11 protein-coding genes, 2 tRNA genes and 3 rRNA genes are annotated in these 20809 nt (G+C 42.1%); 6 read left to right on the forward strand and 10 right to left on the reverse strand.

Annotation, left to right across the window (positions count from 1 at the left end; genetic code table 11):
• The first annotated feature begins 467 nt into the window (after positions 1–467).
• Complete coding sequence (locus E2I05_RS20420) at positions 468–1025, forward strand: lysophospholipid acyltransferase family protein (protein WP_121852283.1); 558 nt, start codon at positions 468–470, stop codon at positions 1023–1025.
• Positions 1026–1535: 510 nt separating this feature from the next.
• Here the strand turns inward: E2I05_RS20420 and E2I05_RS20425 are convergent.
• Entirely contained in the window at positions 1536–2594 is a 1059-nt protein-coding gene (locus E2I05_RS20425; RefSeq protein ID WP_121852285.1) for a hypothetical protein, read from the reverse strand.
• 205 nt (positions 2595–2799) lie between these two features.
• Here E2I05_RS20425 and E2I05_RS20430 point away from each other — a divergent pair, with 205 nt between their 5' ends.
• Positions 2800–4278, forward strand: coding sequence for a capsule assembly Wzi family protein (locus E2I05_RS20430; RefSeq protein ID WP_121852286.1), 1479 nt, complete (start codon positions 2800–2802; stop codon positions 4276–4278).
• Between the two features lie 72 nt (positions 4279–4350).
• Here the strand turns inward: E2I05_RS20430 and E2I05_RS20435 are convergent, their stop codons facing one another.
• Complete coding sequence (locus E2I05_RS20435; protein WP_121852287.1) at positions 4351–5367, reverse strand: glycosyltransferase family 9 protein; 1017 nt, start codon at positions 5365–5367, stop codon at positions 4351–4353.
• 92 nt (positions 5368–5459) lie between these two features.
• On the opposite strand from E2I05_RS20435, the gene E2I05_RS20440 reads away from it, so the two are divergent.
• Complete coding sequence (locus E2I05_RS20440; protein WP_179952733.1) at positions 5460–6176, forward strand: 3-deoxy-D-manno-octulosonic acid kinase; 717 nt, start codon at positions 5460–5462, stop codon at positions 6174–6176.
• 479 nt (positions 6177–6655) lie between these two features.
• Here the strand turns inward: E2I05_RS20440 and waaA are convergent, their stop codons facing one another.
• Positions 6656–7921 carry a lipid IV(A) 3-deoxy-D-manno-octulosonic acid transferase gene (gene waaA, locus E2I05_RS20445; protein ID WP_121852289.1) on the reverse strand — a complete coding sequence of 422 codons (1266 nt, stop codon included), beginning with the start codon at positions 7919–7921 and terminating at the stop codon, positions 6656–6658.
• Positions 7922–8077: 156 nt separating this feature from the next.
• Here waaA and E2I05_RS20450 point away from each other — a divergent pair, with 156 nt between their 5' ends.
• Entirely contained in the window at positions 8078–8722 is a 645-nt protein-coding gene (locus E2I05_RS20450; protein ID WP_121852290.1) for a TetR/AcrR family transcriptional regulator, read from the forward strand.
• A gap of 238 nt (positions 8723–8960) precedes the next feature.
• Here E2I05_RS20450 and E2I05_RS20455 read toward each other — a convergent pair whose 3' ends face one another.
• The gene (locus E2I05_RS20455) at positions 8961–9437 is read right to left on the reverse strand and encodes a hypothetical protein (RefSeq protein WP_121852291.1); all 477 of its coding nucleotides are present in this window, start codon (positions 9435–9437) and stop codon (positions 8961–8963) included.
• 1178 nt (positions 9438–10615) lie between these two features.
• Between E2I05_RS20455 and prlC the strand changes: the two genes are divergently transcribed.
• Together prlC and E2I05_RS20465 are read left to right on the forward strand one after the other, a co-directional pair.
• On the forward strand, positions 10616–12655 hold the full coding sequence (gene prlC / locus E2I05_RS20460) for an oligopeptidase A (protein ID WP_121852292.1): 2040 nt from the start codon (positions 10616–10618) through the stop codon (positions 12653–12655).
• A 126-nt stretch (positions 12656–12781) separates the two neighbouring features.
• Positions 12782–13315 (forward strand): thioesterase family protein, encoded by a 534-nt coding sequence (locus E2I05_RS20465; RefSeq protein ID WP_121852293.1) that lies wholly within the window; start codon positions 12782–12784, stop codon positions 13313–13315.
• A 91-nt stretch (positions 13316–13406) separates the two neighbouring features.
• Here the strand turns inward: E2I05_RS20465 and ygfZ are convergent, their stop codons facing one another.
• From ygfZ to E2I05_RS20495, 6 genes are all read right to left on the reverse strand, one after another.
• Entirely contained in the window at positions 13407–14366 is a 960-nt protein-coding gene (gene ygfZ, locus E2I05_RS20470) for a tRNA-modifying protein YgfZ (RefSeq protein WP_121852294.1), read from the reverse strand.
• A gap of 159 nt (positions 14367–14525) precedes the next feature.
• A 5S ribosomal RNA gene (gene rrf, locus E2I05_RS20475) occupies positions 14526–14641 on the reverse strand.
• A 160-nt stretch (positions 14642–14801) separates the two neighbouring features.
• A 23S ribosomal RNA gene (locus tag E2I05_RS20480) occupies positions 14802–17811 on the reverse strand.
• Between the two features lie 367 nt (positions 17812–18178).
• Positions 18179–18254: transfer RNA gene (locus E2I05_RS20485), tRNA-Ala, on the reverse strand.
• Between the two features lie 131 nt (positions 18255–18385).
• Positions 18386–18462 (reverse strand) — tRNA-Ile (locus E2I05_RS20490).
• A gap of 203 nt (positions 18463–18665) precedes the next feature.
• Positions 18666–20207: ribosomal RNA gene (locus tag E2I05_RS20495) — 16S ribosomal RNA — on the reverse strand.
• Together the 16S, 23S and 5S rRNA genes with 2 tRNA genes alongside form the textbook arrangement of a ribosomal RNA operon.
• Positions 20208–20809 lie beyond the last annotated feature (602 nt).

Genomic DNA, 20809 nt, shown 5'->3' on the forward strand with positions numbered 1-20809 from the left:
GTTCTTAAACGCAGAGAAAATTTTCGATAGCAAGGCGTGACTTGAAGTAAGTAGTGGTTCTACTTATAACTGACATTGTGCATATCTATTAAAAACCTAAAATTAATGAATGGTTACTCATTTTTGCGTTATAAAAATGTTTATATCGGTTAATTTTAAGTAAAATATAGATAAAAGGTGATTTCTTATTCAACCTTAACCACATAACTATTCCGTGTGCGCAATGTCTGTTATAAAAGTTACAACGCAGCAAGCAGTAATTTTAGCCAGTTCACGAACGTCAAGCATTCACTCAATGGATGAATACACTTTATGGCTTCTACGGTTGAACTTGAGTTATTTATCTTACTTCTAGGCGTCAAACTAATTTTTCTAGGTTAAATTATCGTGGCATTCAATATTCGGTTCGACAAACAAATAAAAACCCGCTATCAATAAAGCTAATGAATTCTCTTTATAGGCTAATCATGCTTACACGTTTCTCATTTTGGCTTTTTCATCAACTTGGTTGGTCATTCAAAGGTACACGCCCTACTGCAAAAAAGTATGTAATGATTGCTGCACCACATACCAGTAATTGGGATTTTGTTATCGGTATATTGGCACGTACTGCACTAGGTGAAAAAATTCATTTTCTAGGAAAGCACACATTATTTATTCCACCTTGGGGATGGCTGTTTCGTGCCATAGGCGGCAGTCCTGTTGATCGTCGTAAAAATAATAATCTCGTGGATACGGCGGTAACAATATTTAACCAACGTGATGAATATAAGTTAGCTTTAGCTCCAGAAGGCACCCGCAAAGCTGTGACTCATTGGAAAATGGGCTTTTATCGTATTGCCCATAAAGCGAATGTCCCCATCGTTTGCATTGGGTTTGATTTTGAAAATAAAAAGATTGTATTTGCTGACGCGATACAAACCACAGGGAATATAGAGCGAGACATGTCGATGGTGTACGCGTTTTATCAAAATATCAAAGGGCGTCACCCCAAAGATATTCCAGAATTTCATATTAAGAAGTAGATTTCACAATTTCGATGCGCTCAGTAGTTGATATTGAGTGGACGCAAGGTAGGTAACCAGCGACAATAAGTAACCCACTCTCCTTGTTACTCAAACGTTTATCAAAAGTAAACTCTCTACCAGAAAACCTAGTAAACCACCGAAAACTCTTTAAAAACGTGGCGCAGTTTACATGACCGTTATCAAATAAAGTGGTTTGCAACCACTCATAGCCATATTCTTTTCTAACTGACATTGAGCACATCTATTAAAAAACCAAAATTAATCAATGGTTACTCATTTTTGCGTTGTAAAAATGTTCATATTGGTTAATTTTAAGTAAAACATAGATAAAAAGTGATTTCTTATCCAACCTTAACCACATAACTATTCCATGTGCGCAATGTCAGTTCTAACAAAACAAATACAAGTAAGTATTAACAAGCAATTATAACTTTGTTTTATTCGCTTAATAGATAAATTGTAGAAACAACTCTCTAATTGCTAACACTTTTTGCCACAAACTATCGTTCAATTTGTCATTAAGTTTGTTATCTGTTTAATAAATATATGAATACCATTAGTTGAAGATGATTGTTTCATTTTTGTTGCTAATGCTTCCATAGTGTTTTCTTGTAATAAATATTTTATGCCATTGGCCAGCTCTTGAGCGTTCGCTGATACGATCAAATCCAACTTTTTACACACTTCGATTCTTGCAGGTTGATCCTTTGATACAGGGCAAGCAAGCGTTGGAATGCCTAATGAAATAGATTGCAATAAAGCATCACCGCCACTTAACACAGCAGCTTTTGAAGCGACTAATAGGTTGATAAAGTCACTATTATCGATTGAAGGCAAACAAATAAATTCATCATTATGCGCTATTGCCTTCGGATAATTTGGTCCCATCACTATTACGGTTTTGATTCCTGTATTATGAAAAAGCTCTTTAGCTTGCAAATAAAATATATCGGCCGCTAGTTGCTGCTCAATTCGATGTCCACCAGATCCTGAACTGAATAGGACAAATTCATTCTGCTTTAATTGCAAACGAGTCAATATTTGCTGTTGTTTCTGTTGATTAGGGGGCGTATAAACAGCTCCGATGCATTCGGGTTCTGATTTACCCAATAGTTTAAGTTTTAATTGGTTAATCCGGCCAACCTCTGGCATTACAAACCATGGTTGCACGACAAAGTGCAAATCGGTTAATTTTGCTCGCCCCCATTTCATTCCACGACGACGTTTTTTCTCATGCTGACTTATAAACACGACATGAGCCCCAATTTGTTTCGCTTTTTTCAATTGAGATTGACGGCCTGAAGCATCAAAAATTGCAAAATTAGGTCGATATTTTTCCAAAATATCATTTACAGCTTTGACTTGCTTCGTCGGTGTATCCTTAAGTAAGTCGGCAGGGTATGGACATTTATCTGCATAATTAGCCTGACGGTTTAATACAAACCGTATCTCAGAATCTGGCCATGTTTTTTTTATTTCATCTGCAATAATTAGTGAGCGCATATACTCACCAATCCCCTTTGTTGAAGATACGGGAATAAACAGAAACTTTTTTTTCACTTTCATTTCTCACTTCAAAAATCTTAACGGTAAAAACAATCGACTTCCGTATCTAACTAAAAATTAAACTTTCATTCGAACCAAAAAATAATGACTAACACTGACACACAGATAATGACATCAAGGTGAAGCTCAGATATGATCCTAACAATATCAAGTACAACTCATTGTACTGTTTACCCATTCTTTCGCAGTTTACATTAGGCGTGTTATGAAAACGATTAAATTAATGATTACTTCCCTACTGATTATCGCCCCATGCCTAATAAAAGCTGCACCTTGGATTGATAGCTCCGATATTTACTTGCGCGCAGATATCCAAGCCCTCGCGGACGAAGGAATTATAACCGTCCCGATAAACACCTTCCCGCTAATGTGGTCCGGTATAAGAGATGATTTATCAAACATCGATCCAACGGAGTTAACACCTGAACTTAACACCATTTTCTCTCGCGTTAATTATCGCTACAAAAGTGCAGTTAATGATCGTTATAACAAGCGTATAAAGCTTTCAGGCGCCAGTGATGAAGCAAGGTTTAGACATTTTGGTTCAGATTATCGAGAGCAAGGAGAAGTCACCGCATCTTACGAAAGCTCCTCTCAGTATACCGCATTTAAATTATCGTCTTCCGCATCATATCAACCTGAAGACAACAAGAGCCTTCGCTTTGATGATTCTTATTTTGCTCTAAAACTCGGCAACTGGGTTGCCAGTGTAGGCACACTTGAACAGTGGTGGGGGCCAGGGTTTGATAGTTCACTGCATAAATCAACCAATGCTAGACCTTTACCATCTATTGCACTCACACGAGATAATTCACAAGCATTTGAAACTCCACTTCTATCTTGGGTGGGACCATGGACGCTCACAACAGGTTTTAGCCTATTTGAAAAAGAGCGCTTTGCCCCTAACGCATTACTTTGGAACTTTAGAGGTACAATAAAACCACTTACCCAATTGGAAATCGGCTTTTCATGGACGATGCAGTTTTGCGGTGAAGGACAAGAATGTGATTGGAAAACTTGGGCTAAATCAGTTACTGGTCAGAAAGATTGCCGCAATGATACTGGAGGAGGGTGTACCAACTTCGGCAATCAAATGGCAGGTTTCGATCTTCGTTACGCCGATACTTGGTACAACATTCCCATAGGCATTTACGCCGAAAAAACCTGCGAAGACTCAAGTGGTAGTTCGCCTTTAGATATTGCCGATTGCGGTTATTTATTTGGCTTAGATAGTCGATTTTCTTTTGACGATTCTCAATATAAAATATTTTTAGAATACACAGATACCGTCGTAAGCTGCGGTGTCGGTGATGAATATTTCAACTGTTTCTATGAACACAGTACATATCGCAGCGGCTCTCGTTACTATCAACGTTCTCTTGGTAGCACTTATGATAGTGACGCGAAGGTGTATGTGATAGGACTGATAGGTCAAATTGGTAAAAACCGTGGACTCACCTCATTACTCCGTTATGCGCAGCTAAATAAAGACGGAGTGGAAGTACGCAATGGTTGGGCTCCTATTACGCCTAAAGAAGATTTATTACAACTTGAATTGAGCTATCGACAACCGTTTTTAAAAGGCATGGTCACTCTAGGTGGCACACTATCTCAATCTAAATTTGTTGAAACTAAAGATGACATAAAAGCAACTATCCATAGTAACTACGAATACCGATTCTAGAACTATCTAGTATCTATACGGTTATGAGTTCGACTACCTTTTATACAACAAATGAACTCATAACCATTAAATTTACGGAATTAAAGCCGTAACGTTTTCAACAGCGATACCTTGCATTAGCCCTTCACCTTTTGCTCGAGTCCCCCACGGCACACTTGTATCATGCTGCTCAGCAATCACTTGCTCATAAACACTCACCACTGAGTTTAAGCTATGATAAGGTCCAGTGCGATAAGGGTTGGAATGGGCGTATAAACCGATAACCTTTGTCCCTTGAGTTGTAGCCATATGTGCCGGCCCTGTATCTGGTGCTAAAACACAATCCGCTTGCTTTAAGATTTCAAGCAATTGCAATAACGTGGTTTCCCCAACTAAGTTAAGCAATGATTGTTGTGCTGATGACTCAATTTTCTCAGCTAATGCTTTTTCTAAAGCCGTTGGACCACCACACAAAACGACATGGTAACCTTTCAAGACCGCATAATCTGCCACTGCAGCATATCGCTCAGGTAACCAGTTACGCTCAGCTTTACTCGCAGCAGCGCAAATGACAAGCACTTTGCCCACAGGAAAGCGTGCTTTCACCCATTCAACATCATCTTCCATCACGGGAATCGACCATTTAGGCGTGATATCAACAACACCGATTGCTTTAGCAAACCCCATAAACCCATCTAAAACATGGGGTTGATGCTGCGGCGCTATTTTACTGTTAGTAAATAACCACTGGCCTTCTTTTGCCCTTGCTTCATCAAAACCAATTTTTACTTTTGCCCTAATCATTAATGAGGCCACGCTCGCTCTAAGCGCCACTTGCATGTGCAATAAAACATCAAACGTTTGTCCGGATAACGCTTTGCGTAAATTAGCATAACTCCGCCAGCCTTGAGATTTATCAAAGATGACAAATTCAACATCTGGAATGTGTTTGATCAATTGATATTCTAGTTTTCCGACCACCCAAGTTATCAACAGGTGAGGATATTGCCTCTGAATCGCTTGTACCATAGCAACCGCATGACATACATCACCAATTGCAGAAAGACGTAATACGCATAAAGATTGCTTTGAAGAAAGATCAAGACTCATTGGACTACCTGTTAAATAAAGCGCATTGAATTGACGCAAGTGACCGATCTTAATGTAGAATAACCAAGAGTACCACGCCTAAACCGATAATAATGCAACTAAAGAATATTAAAAACATCAGCATTGGCTACAGTAATCCTAGCCTTTATAACCTGACACCTGAGCAATTTACCCCGTCATATTATCAGCAAAATAATAGTATTACCGGATCGTCTTCTGGACGACAAACGGCTTGGTTTATCAAAGCTGGCGATAATGAATGGGTACTCAGACATTACTGGCGTGGTGGTTTAATGGCTCGGCTGAGCAAGGATTTATATTGTTTCTCTGGTGCCCGCTATACTAGACCGATGATGGAGCTTGGCTTACTTGAACAAATGTTTCAATTTGGTTTACCCGTACCTAGACCCATTGCGGCTAAAATTGAGCGACGTGGACTTTTTTATCGCGGCGACATTCTTATTGAACGTATAGAAAATGCGGACGATTTAGTCAAAATACTCTCCGTGCGAGCACTTAGCGATGCTGATTGGCAACAGTTAGGCAAAACCATTGCGATATTCCATAACTATGGTGTTTGTCATGCGGATCTCAACATCAAAAATATTTTACTACAAAAAGATAAATTCTATCTGATTGATTTTGATCGCGGAGAAATGCGCACGCCAAGAGCTTATTGGCAGAAATCTAATATTGCTCGATTAAAACGCTCTTTTGCTAAAGAACAAAAAAAGCATCCCAACTTACAATTTACTTCTGCCAACTGGCAAACTTTTATAACCGCATATCAGCAGGACATAAATACCTAACCTAAGAAAAGTTGCGGAAGAAAGTATACCGATGAGTTCTCGTCACTCCAACGCAGGCTGGAAACGAAGTAACGACAGTTTTGTATGTCGGTAGTCTAGGGGCTGTTTATCTTTCAGGATTAAATTTTGTGCTATTTGAGCGTTTATCTGTTCAAGGCGTAAGCCGTGAAACTTAGTCATCTAAGTAAACGGGTTACAACACAGAACAGTGAATGCTCAAAAGCATCGAAAAAAGAGAGAGCGTAAATTGGTCGCTCTTTCTAAATAAAAGGTACTGCGTTATCGCTTGCTTATTTGGAATACCAAACCGCACAAGCTCTGTCTTGTATAAAACGACCAATTTATCGCTGCAAAAATAATCACGAAAGATAAACAGCCCCTAGCGCCTTTGATTTTGTCTATAAAAGTCACTGGATACCAGCCTTCACTGGTATGGCAAAGATTGGTACTTTCTAAATCGCTAGATCCCTATGTTTTATTTAACTTTTCATCAGGGCTTCAAACACAGCGTATTGTCGACTAACGGCACCTTGATTGTTTTGTACCACCACCATCGCTGATTGTTGTTGTACTTCAAGGGCTTGAGGGTGGCTCACATCGTTGATTAATACTTGAGCCAGCTCATTACTATCATTTACGACATCGAGCGCATGTGCATCGCGTAACAGTCCACAAATATCAGTGAAATTGTATTGTGATGGCCCCATCAGCAATTTAAGGCCTATGGCCGCCGCTTCAATCGGATTTTGCCCTCCATGCTCAATAAGAGAGCCGCCGACGTATGCCTGATCGCCTACGGCATAAAACTGTAATAATTCACCCATGGTATCCCCAAGCAGTACTTGCGTCGTCCCTGTTACAGTCTGACCATTACTTCGGCGAACAAATTTAACTTTTTTCGATGCCAGCAATTGTGCTGCGGCATCAAATTTTTCAGGATGTCGCGGCACCATGATAAGCAATGCATCAGGAACAACTTTAATTAATTCAAGATGAGCATCAATAACAGCTTCAAATTCTCCCGGGTGTACACTACCGGCAACCCACACAGGAGCATGGTCTTTACCCCATGACTGGCGAATCTCTTGCCCTTTTGTAATCAGCTGGTCACTGATGGTGACATCAAATTTAAGACTGCCACAGGTGGAAATTTTGATCTTATCCAAGCCCAAAGCAATAAAACGGCTGGCTTCTGTTTCAGTTTGTACTGCGACAAGAGTCAAACAATTTAACATTGGATTAACCAGATTTTGCCATTTGTGATATTTTTCGGCTGATTTAGACGACAACCTTGCATTAGCCAGCATGACTTTCGTCCCTTGCCGATGGGCATAATGCAATAAGTTAGGCCATAGCTCGGTCTCTAAAATGATGCAATATGCAGGGCGAACTTGCTTAATAAATCGCTTAATACATATCGGAAGATCAACAGGTAAATAACAGTGCTGAACTTTGTCACCAAATGCTTTTAGCACTTCCGATGATCCAGTCGGGCTACTGCTCGTTATGGTCACTGTGAAATTCGGGTTACGGGCTAAGATGGTTCGTATTAAAGGCACTGCGGCCAAAGTTTCGCCCATTGAAGCCGTATGAATTAATAGCTGAGTTGGCCGTAATTCAGTCATACCAAACCGCTCCGACCAGCGGTGCCTATACCCGGAATGTTTAATTGCTCTTACCGCTAAATACATGATTAACAAAGGGGAAATAAGGTATAAAGAAAGAGAATACCAAAAGCGGTTCATTAATGAGTCCCTGTAATAGACTTTGCTTGAAGAATAACGCCAATGCTAACATATCAGCATAGAGAGCGAGAAACTGTAAATGATTGTCATCTATTAACCATATTTTAATAGTGGTTATCATGACAGACTAATATTAAATAATTGATTGGAAGCCAGATGAAAACCCGTGATAAGATAATTCAAACCAGCTTAGAGCTATTTAACGAGCACGGTGAACGCGCCATCACCACCAATCACATCGCTGCCAATTTAGGGATGAGTCCTGGCAACCTGTATTATCATTTTAGAAATAAACAGGACATTATCCAAAGCATTTTTCAACTGTACGAAAGTAATCTTAAGAATAGTTTTCAGCCTTATGAACAACATGAAGTTAATATCGAGCTACTGATCCGATATTTTGATGCCATGTTCGATATGCTGTGGCAGTTTAGATTTTTATACGCCAATTTGACTGATATTTTGAGCCAAGATGAAGCTTTAAAAAATCGTTATTTGGTCGCTCAGCAACGATTACTTGAGCAAGCCAGTAAAATCTTACAACAGTTATCAAAGGATGGCTTTTTACACATTAATGATGACGAACTATTGCCATTGGCCGATACCATGAAAATGCTCATTTCATCTTGGATTGGTTATAAATTAGCTCAGTCGAAAACGACCACTGTAACTAAGGCCTGCTTATATGAAGGGGTGTTACGCATTATCATGATAACCAAAGCCTACTCGACAGAATCATCATTAGATACATTTACTAGGCTTACGAAACATTATCAGCAGCTATCTGAAGCTACTGAATAATCATAGAATTTGCTCACTTAACGTCCGTACATGACTTAAGGAAAGTTTCGGAAGAAAGTATACCGATGAGTTTTCGTCACTCCAGCGCAGGCAGGAAACGAAGTAACGACAGTTTTGTATGTCGGTAGTCTAGTGCCTTTGATTTTGTCTATAAAAGTCACTGGATACCAGCCTTCGCTGGTATGACAAAGGTTGGTACTTTCTAAATAGCTAGATCCCTAAAGTGAGCAATGGTTATCTAACGTTTAAACTGACATTGGGCATAATCATGAATTGAAGGCCCCTCTACACCACATTTTAGACACACCCACTCTTTATGTCGCGCTTTCCATTCTTTTTTATGAAATCCAAAACGCATATCCATACCCATTTTTAGTTTATGTTCTAAAAACTGTAATCGGTTATGTAACCAACGACAACTGGGATCATTCGCGATACTTGCTCTAGAGTGAAGCATTTCTTTACGAGATAAGTCTTTAAAAAAACGCGGCTTAGTCTGTTCATTTTGCGAATTATTATCCACAACACTTACTGCACCCTCAAAATGACTGTTGTTATCATCTTTTGGTATCTTCAGAGGTTGCCCTTGATCATCTGTAGCTGAATTAAGTCGCAAACTTTTAGCTCTCAAATCTTGTCCTTTAGCATGAGGAATAGTCGCTAAAAAAGCACATAAAAAAACAATAACAACCCGATTTGAAAGCACAAATGACATGGTTAAATCCTTTTATTTTCAAGTCTAAGTTCTTCCTGATGACCTACAAGGTTCTGCTAACTTTGCCGTCATTCCAGCGAAAGCTGGAATCTAGCGACTTTCTCTTTTCTTGGAAAAGACACAGGATACCAGCCTGCGCTGGTATTACGATATAGCAACCATATAGATCAATGAGTTATTTCTGATCTCGTAATCAGAAAATTCTTTAAATAAAGTGTAGTCCTCCGTTGTAAAGTTTTCGAATTTACCGATGAGTTTTAAAAAAAAAGTAACGTTCATTCCAGCAAGAGATTGTTTTGCTTGATCATATTTGTCTTGATTAAATGCGCTTCGTGACCTACTTGAATAAGCCGTATAAACGCCTACATGAATATTTTTTGAGATTGGGTAACTAATTCAACACCGACTTCATAATCCTAAATATATCGGTTGGGAGCGTTCATATACGCAGAAAAAATTACCTATAGCAAGGCTATGAATAGCAGCAAGTATTGGTTATCGACATACAAAACTGTCGTTACTTCGTTTCTACTTGCAAAATTTATAACGAAGCTAGCGGTGATTTTGGCAAGTATATGAATGTTCAGCACTCACCTGATGGTCAATTCGGGTTGTTTAATCTTGTATTTAACTTCAATAGATTAAAGTTAAATTGTGCGTTCAACCGATTTATTTAGGATTATTGAGCAATAAATAGTAATCAATGGCGCGCATAATAAAGACTAATCATCACAAGGTTTAGCGAAAAAGATGGAACTGTGATCTGCATTAGATGCTAATTATTAATTCTACGGAGCATGCATTATACCAATTACAGTAATTAATCTCTCACTCAGCAAGAGATAAAGGTTTTCAGTACAAGGCGCATGTTCGAAGTAATATCGGGATAATTCAAGAACGTGCAACGCAGTAATGGAAACCTTTAGCCTAGCCCTTCGGGAGCTTGTATGCGCAAAAATTACTTCATAAAATTATCTCAACGTAGCAATGTAATAACGACAGTTTTGTATGTCGGTAATAACTATGTTTTCACTAATTTCGTTTGTACTTTGTGCGCATACATAGCTCTGAGTTGAGCATTTAATTACTGTAATTGGTATTATTATTGGTTAACCTTGATATTTGACCTCCTCGCCCTTATTAACAGAATTAGCGTCATAAATTCTTAGAGGACACCTATGAGCAACCCTTTATTGGTTTCAACTGATTTACCACAATTTTCAGCCATCAAGCCAGAGCACATTCAGCCAGCCGTTGAACACGCCATTGAGCATTGTCGTAATACCATCGAAGCGGTTGTGAATACCAAAGCGCCTTTAACATGGGAAACCTTAATTACGCCTCTCGAACAAGCGGATGACGCACTCAGCCAAGTCTGGTCTCCTGTATCACACATGAATTCAGTAGTCAGTAATGACCCATGGCGAGAAGCTCACGATGCATGCTTACCCTTACTCTCCGATTACAGTACATTCGTTGGTCAGCACCAAGGTTTATTCAATGCCTACGTTTCATTAAGGGACTCTGATGAGTTTTCATCGTTATCAAAGGCCAAACAGACTACCATTGAACATGCTATCCGCGACTTTAAGCTTTCAGGGATAGGCCTAAAAGATGACGCCAAACTTCGTTACGGAGAAATACAAAAGCGCACATCAGAGCTCACCAGCCAATTTTCGAATCAACTGCTCGATGCCACTAATGCTTGGAGCAAACTTATCACTGACGAAAAGGAGCTCGCAGGCCTACCTGAGTCGGCCATTGCCGCGGCAAAAGCCATGGCAGAAGAAAAAGAACTCACAGGATGGTTATTCACATTAGACTTCCCTTCATATTTACCGGTAATGACCTACTGCGACAACCGTACGTTACGAGCTGAATGTTATAAAGCTTTCGTTACCCGAGCCTCCGATCAAGGCCCAAATGCTGGAAAATTCGACAATACTGAGCTGATGAATGAAATTGTAGCCCTGAGACATGAAGTGTCGCAATTATTAGGCTTTGATAATTACGCCGATAAATCACTCGCCACAAAAATGGCAGAAAATCCCCAACAAGTTTTGGATTTTCTTAATCAACTTGCCGCTCGCTCAAAACCTCAAGCAGAAACAGAATTAAAAGCACTCACGGCTTACGCAAAAAGTGAATTTAGTGTGGATCAGCTCGACGCGTGGGATTTACCCTATTACAGTGAGAAATTGCAACAGCATCAATATCAAATTTCTCAAGAGACATTACGCCCCTACTTCCCTGAAGATAAAGTGCTTTCAGGGTTATTTTATACCGTAAATAAATTATTCGGCTTGCAAATCTCTGAGCAAACCAATGTCGATACTTGGCATAAAGATGTTCGTTTTTTCAATATCCTTGATGCTAGTGGTGAACACCGCGGTAGCTTTTACCTTGATCTTTATGCACGTAGTGGCAAGCGTGGTGGTGCATGGATGGACGACTGCCGTGTACGCCGACAAACCAGCACAGGTTTGCAAAACCCGATTGCCTATTTAACCTGTAATTTTAACTCTCCAGTTGATGGCAAGCCGGCCTTATTTACCCATGATGAAGTCATTACCTTGTTCCATGAATTTGGTCATGGTATTCATCATATGCTAACGCAAATTGATGTTGCAGATGTATCCGGAATTAACGGTGTTCCTTGGGATGCGGTTGAGCTTCCAAGCCAATTTCTTGAGAACTGGTGCTGGCAAGAAGAAGCATTGGTTCATATATCTGGTCACTACGAAACTGGTGAGCCATTACCAAAAAATTTACTGGATAAAATGCTTGCCGCTAGAAATTTCCAATCTGGAATGGCTATGGTTAGGCAGCTCGAATTTTCACTGTTTGATTTTACCCTTCACAGGGATTTTGACCCTGCACATGGAGCACGCGTCCAACAAGTGCTTGATAAGGTGAGAGCGCAAGTTGCGGTAATAAAACCTGCAAGCTTCAACCGTTTTCAACATAGTTTTGGCCATATTTTTGCCGGTGGTTATGCCGCTGGTTATTACAGCTATAAATGGGCTGAGGTCTTGTCAGCCGATGCCTTTTCACGCTTTGAAGAGGAAGGCATCTTTAATCCTGAGACAGGCAAAAGCTTCTTAAACAATATTCTTGAAATGGGTGGCTCAGAAGAGCCGATGGAGCTTTTCAAACGCTTTAGAGGTCGTGAACCACAAATAGATGCCTTGTTACGTCATTCAGGTATTGCCGCCTAATCTCTTTTAACTTTCCCTTAAAAAGGCGCCTTCTTGGCGCCTTTTTAAATCTGAGAACTTGTTATCTGGTCAGACCTTTGTTAGCCTGATTTCGTTGTGTTAAGTAACTACTTAAAAAGGATTTTCATGAACTTATATTTTCGATTATTTTGGTTACTCTTGTGGCAGGTACGTCGTTGTAAACGCATTGGTTTTCTAGATACCAGCAAGATAAAATATCGAACCATGCCAAGCGATTGTGATATAAATTTTCATCTCACGAATTCTCGTTATGCCGCTTTTATGGATCTCGCTCGCACTTACATGATGGCCGAAATGGGTGTGTTAAAACGGCTTATAAAATTGAAATGGATGCCAATTGTCAACGCGTCTGAATTCACTTATATCCGTGATATTAAGCCATTCGAAATATTTACAATTGAAAGTAAAATTGTTGGCTGGGATGAAAAATATTTTTATATAGAGCAACGTTTTATAACGGAAAGAGGCTTGCATTGTATCGTCCATGTGAGGGGAGTTTTTATAGCAAAACGTCAGCAAATCCCTATTACAAAGGTTATAAAAACCGTTGGATTTACCGGTAAAACTCCTACACTCCCCCCTGAAGTTATCAAATGGATTTCGTTTTTGAATCTAAAAAAAGCGGTAAATATGGCATAGTTTTAAATCATTCTGAGGCTAAATATTTCCATGTTTAGCCTCTCTTAGTAACATAACAGTCGATTTTATATCAACCTAGCCTATGCCAATTCTACTCTTCGTCAGTGAGGTCGTAGGGCAAAGGTTTAATCATTAATTGACTAGAAAGATCCCCAGCTATACGAAAACGAGCGGTGCCTTCTGTATCATTTGCCAGCACTGCTGTTAGTAAAACCTGTTCTCCGCGCTGAGCAAATTCTATGACATTACCAGCTTTACGATAACCAGACTCCAATTCAATCTCAATAAAGTTGTCTTTCGTCATCAACTCAGAAACCGTTCCAGATAGAATATATAAAGCTCGCTTATTACCACCACGATATTTCATTCTTGCAACTGTTTCTTGCCCCATATAGCAGCCTTTAGTGAAACTTATCCCGCCTATCGCGTCTAAATTACACATCTGCGGAACATATTCACCACTATGGTTCGCTGCAATATTTGGATAACCAAGAATGATTTCTTGTGCCTGCCAACTACTGGACTCATAAATAGCTTGATCAGCAAATAAAGCATTGGCAAACTCAGGCGAACTTACGATGATATAACGTCCTGAATCCTTTATGATGATCCCATCATCGAATTCAACCACATCCGTCGATACTGCTCCAAACCTTTCAGTAATAAAAGATTCGGCGTTATCACCAGAAACACCATATAATTGCCAATCTTGGCATTCATCTTTCAAAGTCACTTTACTGAAGACAGCATATTTTTGTAATTGCGGTAGATCTACAGCCAGTGTTGATTTCGGCATCAACAACCACAATAAACTTTTCGCATTAAACAAACGAAAACTCGCCAGCATCTTGCCTTTAGGATCACAATGAGCTCCCCAGCACCAAGAATCAGAATCTAAACTTGTGACATCTGCGGTAACCTGACCTTGTAAGAAAGAGGCCGCTTGTTCATCAGCTAAGCTTATCAACCCTAAATGAGAGAGTTTGCAAATTAATAACGCTGGGCTCGACTCCTGCAAACCCCAATCAGGATTTAATAGAGAAACTGGCATTTAATTATTTCCACTGAAAAATGATTAAAATTATTGTAACGGAATGATGAACAAATCGATATTGATTTTGCTTATTTAGGCCGTCTTATCGACATGGAAAGTCTAATTTTCTTCCACACGCAAAAAGGCCACCCTAATGGGTGGCCTTTTTAATTTGGCGCCTGGAAATGACCTACTCTCACATGGGGAAGCCCCACACTACCATCGGCGATACTGCGTTTCACTTCTGAGTTCGGAATGGGATCAGGTGGTGCCACAGCTCTATTGTCTCCAGACAAATTCTGTTTGCTTGTTCTTTTCTTTATTTACCGCTCTTTTAGCCGTAAATTAATAATTTGGTTGGCTGATACTTGTTTTTACAAGAAATTATCTCAAAGTTCTTACTTTATTAAGCGCTTATATATTCACTAAGGTTGTAAAACCCATCTGGGTTGTATGGTTAAGCCTCACGGGTCATTAGTACAAGTTAGCTCAACGCCTCACAACGCTTACACACCTTGCCTATCAACGTCCTAGTCTCGGACGGCCCTTTAGAGAGCTTAAAGCTCTAGAGATGACTCATCTCGAGGCTCGCTTCCCGCTTAGATGCTTTCAGCGGTTATCGATTCCGAACGTAGCTACCGGGCAATGCTATTGGCATAACAACCCGAACACCAGCGGTTCGTCCACTCCGGTCCTCTCGTACTAGGAGCAGCTCCTCTCAATCATCTAACGCCCACGGCAGATAGGGACCGAACTGTCTCACGACGTTCTGAACCCAGCTCGCGTACCACTTTAAATGGCGAACAGCCATACCCTTGGGACCGACTTCAGCCCCAGGATGTGATGAGCCGACATCGAGGTGCCAAACACCGCCGTCGATATGAACTCTTGGGCGGTATCAGCCTGTTATCCCCGGAGTACCTTTTATCCGTTGAGCGATGGCCCTTCCATTCAGAACCACCGGATCACTATGACCTACTTTCGTACCTGCTCGACGTGTCTGTCTCGCAGTTAAGCTGGCTTATGCCATTGCACTAACCGTACGATGTCCGACCGTACTTAGCCAACCTTCGTGCTCCTCCGTTACTCTTTGGGAGGAGACCGCCCCAGTCAAACTACCCACCAGGCACTGTCCTTACTCTCGATGAGAGAGCCAAGTTAGAACATCAACACTACAAGGGTGGTATTTCAAGGTTGACTCCACATCATCTAGCGACAACGCTTCAAAGTCTCCCACCTATCCTACACATGTAGGGTCAATGTTCAGTGCCAAGCTATAGTAAAGGTTCACGGGGTCTTTCCGTCTAGCCGCGGGTATACGGCATCTTCACCGCAATTTCAACTTCACTGAGTCTCGGCTGGAGACAGCGTGGCCATCATTACGCCATTCGTGCAGGTCGGAACTTACCCGACAAGGAATTTCGCTACCTTAGGACCGTTATAGTTACGGCCGCCGTTTACCGGGGCTTCGATCATGAGCTTCGACCTAAGTCTAACCCAATCAATTAACCTTCCGGCACCGGGCAGGCGTCACACCGTATACGTCATCTTGCGATTTTGCACAGTGCTGTGTTTTTGATAAACAGTTGCAGCCACCTGGTATCTGCGACTCCCAACAGCTTAGAGAGCAAGTCTCATCACCGTCAAGAGCGTACCTTCTCCCGAAGTTACGGTACCATTTTGCCTAGTTCCTTCAGCCGAGTTCTCTCAAGCGCCTTGGTATTCTCTACCCAACCACCTGTGTCGGTTTGGGGTACGATTCCTACTTACCTGAAGCTTAGAAGATTTTCCTGGAAGCAGGGCATCAACGACTTCATCACCTTAGTGACTCGTCATCAGCTCTCAGCCTAATGTAAACCCGGATTTGCCTAAGTCTACAGCCTACAGCCTTAAACGCGGACTACCAACGCCGCGCTCGCCTAGCCTTCTCCGTCTCTCCATCGCAGTAAGCAGAAGTACCGGAATATTAACCGGTTTCCCATCGACTACGCCTTTCGGCCTCGCCTTAGGGGTCGACTCACCCTGCCCTGATTAACATTGGACAGGAACCCTTGGTCTTTCGGCGAGGGAGTTTTTCACTCCCTTTATCGTTACTCATGTCAGCATTCGCACTTCTGATACGTCCAGCGTGGGTTACCCCTTCGCCTTCAACCGCTTACAGAACGCTCCTCTACCGCGTTTGTGCATCCCACATACGACTTGTTCTCCACAACCGCCTCAACGTGTTGCGTGCTTAAACTGACATTTAAAAAACAAATGTCAGTTCGCTGAAATCGCATCTGGTGATGCACAAACACCCATAGCTTCGGTGTATTGCTTAGCCCCGTTAAATCTTCCGCGCAGGCCGACTCGACTAGTGAGCTATTACGCTTTCTTTAAAAGATGGCTGCTTCTAAGCCAACTTCCTAGCTGTCTAAGCCTTCCCACATCGTTTCCCACTTAGCAATAACTTTGGGACCTTAGCTGATGGTCTGGGTTGTTTCCCTTTCCACGACGGACGTTAGCACCCGCCGTGTGTCTCCCGAGTAGTACTCATTGGTATTCGGAGTTTGCAAAGGGTTGGTAAGTCGGGATGACCCCCTAGCCTTAACAGTGCTCTACCCCCAATGGTATTCGCTCGAGGCGCTACCTAAATAGCTTTCGAGGAGAACCAGATATCTCCCGGTTTGATTGGCCTTTCACCCCCAGCCACAAGTCATCCGCTCATTTTTCAACATAAGTCGGTTCGGTCCTCCAGTTGATGTTACTCAACCTTCAACCTGCCCATGGCTAGATCACCGGGTTTCGGGTCTACACCTTGCAACTCAACGCCCAGTTAAGACTCGGTTTCCCTACGGCTCCGCTATTCGCTTAACCTCGCTACAAAATGTAAGTCGCTGACCCATTATACAAAAGGTACGCAGTCACGGCTTCTTACCCATAAAGAGTTGGGCCGCTCCCACTGCTTGTACGTATACGGTTTCAGGTTCTATTTCACTCCCCTCACAGGGGTTCTTTTCGCCTTTCCCTCACGGTACTGGTTCACTATCGGTCAGTCAGGAGTATTTAGCCTTGGAGGATGGTCCCCCCATGTTCAGACAACATGTCACGTGTGCCGTCCTACTCGTTTTCATCTTCGGTTAGTTTTCGTGTACGGGGCTATCACCCTGTGCCGCTACGCTTTCCAACGTATTCCACTAACACCCCAAAGACTTAAGGGCTAATCCCCGTTCGCTCGCCGCTACTAGGGGAATCTCGGTTGATTTCTTTTCCTATGGGTACTTAGATGTTTCAGTTCCCCACGTTCGCCTCACACAGCTATGTATTCACTGTATGATAATCACTTATGTGATTGGGTTGCCCCATTCGGAAATCTCAGTCTGTAACGCCTTTTATCGACTTAACTGAGCTTATCGCAGATTAACACGTCCTTCATCGCCTCTGACTGCCAAGGCATCCACCGTATACGCTTAGTCGCTTAACCATACAACCCAGATGAGTTTCACTTCTTGTTAAAAACAAGTCGTTAACATCATTGAGCTGCATTGCAACTAGCTGGTTTTTACTGATAATCATTGCATCAACGGGTAAGTTGATGCTGATATCGCCTTAGTTTTGAATATTCAAGACACTTAATAAAGTGTTTGAGAACTCTTGATGCTTTACCATTTAATGTAATGCATCGTTTTTGAGATTTTTCGTATGATTTACTATTCAAATGAACAATAAATCCTACTATCAGCTTTCCAAATTGTTAAAGAACGGGCTTAAAAAAGCCAAAGATAAATTATGTTTTATCTTTGGCCTCTCTAACTGTGCATGCTTCTCATAATTAACATTATAAGATGTAATGGTGGAGCTATGCGGGATCGAACCGCAGACCTCCTGCGTGCAAGGCAGGCGCTCTCCCAGCTGAGCTATAGCCCCATTACATGCAGTGAATAAAAGTCAAAAAACCAATCAAGTTGGCAAAGCCAAATCGAGTTAATTCAAGGCAGATTTTGACGACGTTTAGTTTTATAAACGAGGAGAAATCTAACGCAGAAATAACGAAGATTTGGTGGGTCAGAGTGGACTTGAACCACCGACCTCACCCTTATCAGGGGTGCGCTCTAACCAGCTGAGCTACAGACCCATTTCTTTTTGGCCTTTTGCGTGTTACTCAGCGTTACTCTCATCGATTCTAAGTCATGAACTTATGTTCACTCCTTGTGAGTCTCTTCAAGTGCCTTGATTAACGCACAAAATCCTCAAAAATGTCTATTTTGAGCTTTTATTCTTTCTTTATATCAAGCATATCTGTGTGAACACTCTACAAAAACAACAAAATCGTGCCGATAAGGAGGTGATCCAGCCCCAGGTTCCCCTAGGGCTACCTTGTTACGACTTCACCCCAGTCATGAACCACAAAGTGGTGAGCGTTCTCCCGAAGGTTAAACTACCCACTTCTTTTGCAGCCCACTCCCATGGTGTGACGGGCGGTGTGTACAAGGCCCGGGAACGTATTCACCGTAGCATTCTGATCTACGATTACTAGCGATTCCGACTTCATGGAGTCGAGTTGCAGACTCCAATCCGGACTACGAACAACTTTATGAGATTAGCTCCACCTCGCGGCTTCGCAACCCTTTGTATTGCCCATTGTAGCACGTGTGTAGCCCTACTCGTAAGGGCCATGATGACTTGACGTCGTCCCCACCTTCCTCCGGTTTATCACCGGCAGTCTCCCTAAAGTTCCCACCCGAAGTGCTGGCAAATAAGGATAAGGGTTGCGCTCGTTGCGGGACTTAACCCAACATTTCACAACACGAGCTGACGACAGCCATGCAGCACCTGTCTCAGAGTTCCCGAAGGCACCAATCCATCTCTGGAAAGTTCTCTGGATGTCAAGAGTAGGTAAGGTTCTTCGCGTTGCATCGAATTAAACCACATGCTCCACCGCTTGTGCGGGCCCCCGTCAATTCATTTGAGTTTTAACCTTGCGGCCGTACTCCCCAGGCGGTCTACTTAATGCGTTAGCTTGAGAACCCAGTCTTCAAGAGACCAAATTCCGAGTAGACATCGTTTACGGCGTGGACTACCAGGGTATCTAATCCTGTTTGCTCCCCACGCTTTCGTGCATGAGCGTCAGTCTTTGTCCAGGGGGCCGCCTTCGCCACCGGTATTCCTTCAGATCTCTACGCATTTCACCGCTACACCTGAAATTCTACCCCCCTCTACAAGACTCTAGTCTGCCAGTTTCAAATGCTATTCCCAGGTTGAGCCCGGGGCTTTCACATCTGACTTAACAGACCGCCTGCGCACGCTTTACGCCCAGTAATTCCGATTAACGCTCGGACCCTCCGTATTACCGCGGCTGCTGGCACGGAGTTAGCCGGTCCTTCTTCTGTGGGTAACGTCACGGCTGCTGGTTATTAACCAACAACTTTTCCTCCCCACTGAAAGTGCTTTACAACCCGAAGGCCTTCTTCACACACGCGGCATGGCTGCATCAGGCTTTCGCCCATTGTGCAATATTCCCCACTGCTGCCTCCCGTAGGAGTCTGGGCCGTGTCTCAGTCCCAGTGTGGCTGATCATCCTCTCAGAACAGCTAGGGATCGTCGCCTAGGTGAGCTCTTACCTCACCTACTAGCTAATCCCACCTGGGCTTATCCAATTGCGCAAGGCCCTAAGGTCCCCTGCTTTTCCCCGTAGGGTTTATGCGGTATTAGCAGTCGTTTCCAACTGTTATCCCCCACAACTGGGCAAATTCCCAGGCATTACTCACCCGTCCGCCGCTCGTCAGCAGAGTAGCAAGCTACTCTCTGTTACCGCTCGACTTGCATGTGTTAGGCCTGCCGCCAGCGTTCAATCTGAGCCATGATCAAACTCTTCAATTAAAGTTTAATTTTAAGTCCGAAGACTTACTCAATGAATCCTGTCGATTTGACTTACTTCTCTTTATGAAAAGGAAAGTAAACCAAATTTGCATGTTCAAAATGCTTATTTACTTAACGTAAGTAATCACTTTGAAAGTTTGCGTGAACACAATTAATTGAGAAAATTTTTGACTGCTTAATCTATTCACCGAAGTGATAAACCAATACAGTTTCGATTTTGTCAATCTCTGTGAGTGCTCACACAGATTTGCTTGATATATTGTTAAAGAGCGTTTTGACCGACTTCGTTATTCTCAGCGGGTCAGGGCTGCGTATTCTACGCACTTCCCTGTGGTCGTCAACATTTTTTTCAAAGTTTTTTCGACCGATTTGAATTTGATTAAATCTCCTTCAAACCTTGACTCGTCTTGCTTGCTGCTTCATCTCTGCAATGCCTGCTGTGCCGTGTCAGTGGATGCGCATTATAGGGAGATTCTGATTTAGCGCAAGGGCTTTTTTGAAGAAAGTTTCCTTTCATGGTTTGCCTGCTGAAAAAGCAAACTACAATGCTTGTTTTTTCTCTTTTTTGACTGGTTTTTATGCGAATTTAGCTATATTAATTT

This window comes from Parashewanella spongiae (assembly GCF_004358345.1).
In the GTDB taxonomy this organism is placed as follows: Bacteria; Pseudomonadota; Gammaproteobacteria; order Enterobacterales; family Shewanellaceae; genus Parashewanella; species Parashewanella spongiae.

Coding starts and splice junctions, on each gene's coding strand:
- E2I05_RS20430 (WP_121852286.1), top strand. CDS start 2,800: ATGAAAACGATTAAATTAATGATTACTTCCCTACTGATTATCGCCCCA.
- E2I05_RS20465 (WP_121852293.1), top strand. CDS start 12,782: ATGAACTTATATTTTCGATTATTTTGGTTACTCTTGTGGCAGGTACGT.
- ygfZ (WP_121852294.1), bottom strand. CDS start 14,366: ATGCCAGTTTCTCTATTAAATCCTGATTGGGGTTTGCAGGAGTCGAGC.
- prlC (WP_121852292.1), top strand. CDS start 10,616: ATGAGCAACCCTTTATTGGTTTCAACTGATTTACCACAATTTTCAGCC.
- E2I05_RS20455 (WP_121852291.1), bottom strand. CDS start 9,437: ATGTCATTTGTGCTTTCAAATCGGGTTGTTATTGTTTTTTTATGTGCT.
- E2I05_RS20425 (WP_121852285.1), bottom strand. CDS start 2,594: ATGAAAGTGAAAAAAAAGTTTCTGTTTATTCCCGTATCTTCAACAAAG.
- E2I05_RS20440 (WP_179952733.1), top strand. CDS start 5,460: ATGCAACTAAAGAATATTAAAAACATCAGCATTGGCTACAGTAATCCT.
- E2I05_RS20420 (WP_121852283.1), top strand. CDS start 468: ATGCTTACACGTTTCTCATTTTGGCTTTTTCATCAACTTGGTTGGTCA.
- E2I05_RS20450 (WP_121852290.1), top strand. CDS start 8,078: ATGAAAACCCGTGATAAGATAATTCAAACCAGCTTAGAGCTATTTAAC.
- waaA (WP_121852289.1), bottom strand. CDS start 7,921: ATGAACCGCTTTTGGTATTCTCTTTCTTTATACCTTATTTCCCCTTTG.
- E2I05_RS20435 (WP_121852287.1), bottom strand. CDS start 5,367: ATGAGTCTTGATCTTTCTTCAAAGCAATCTTTATGCGTATTACGTCTT.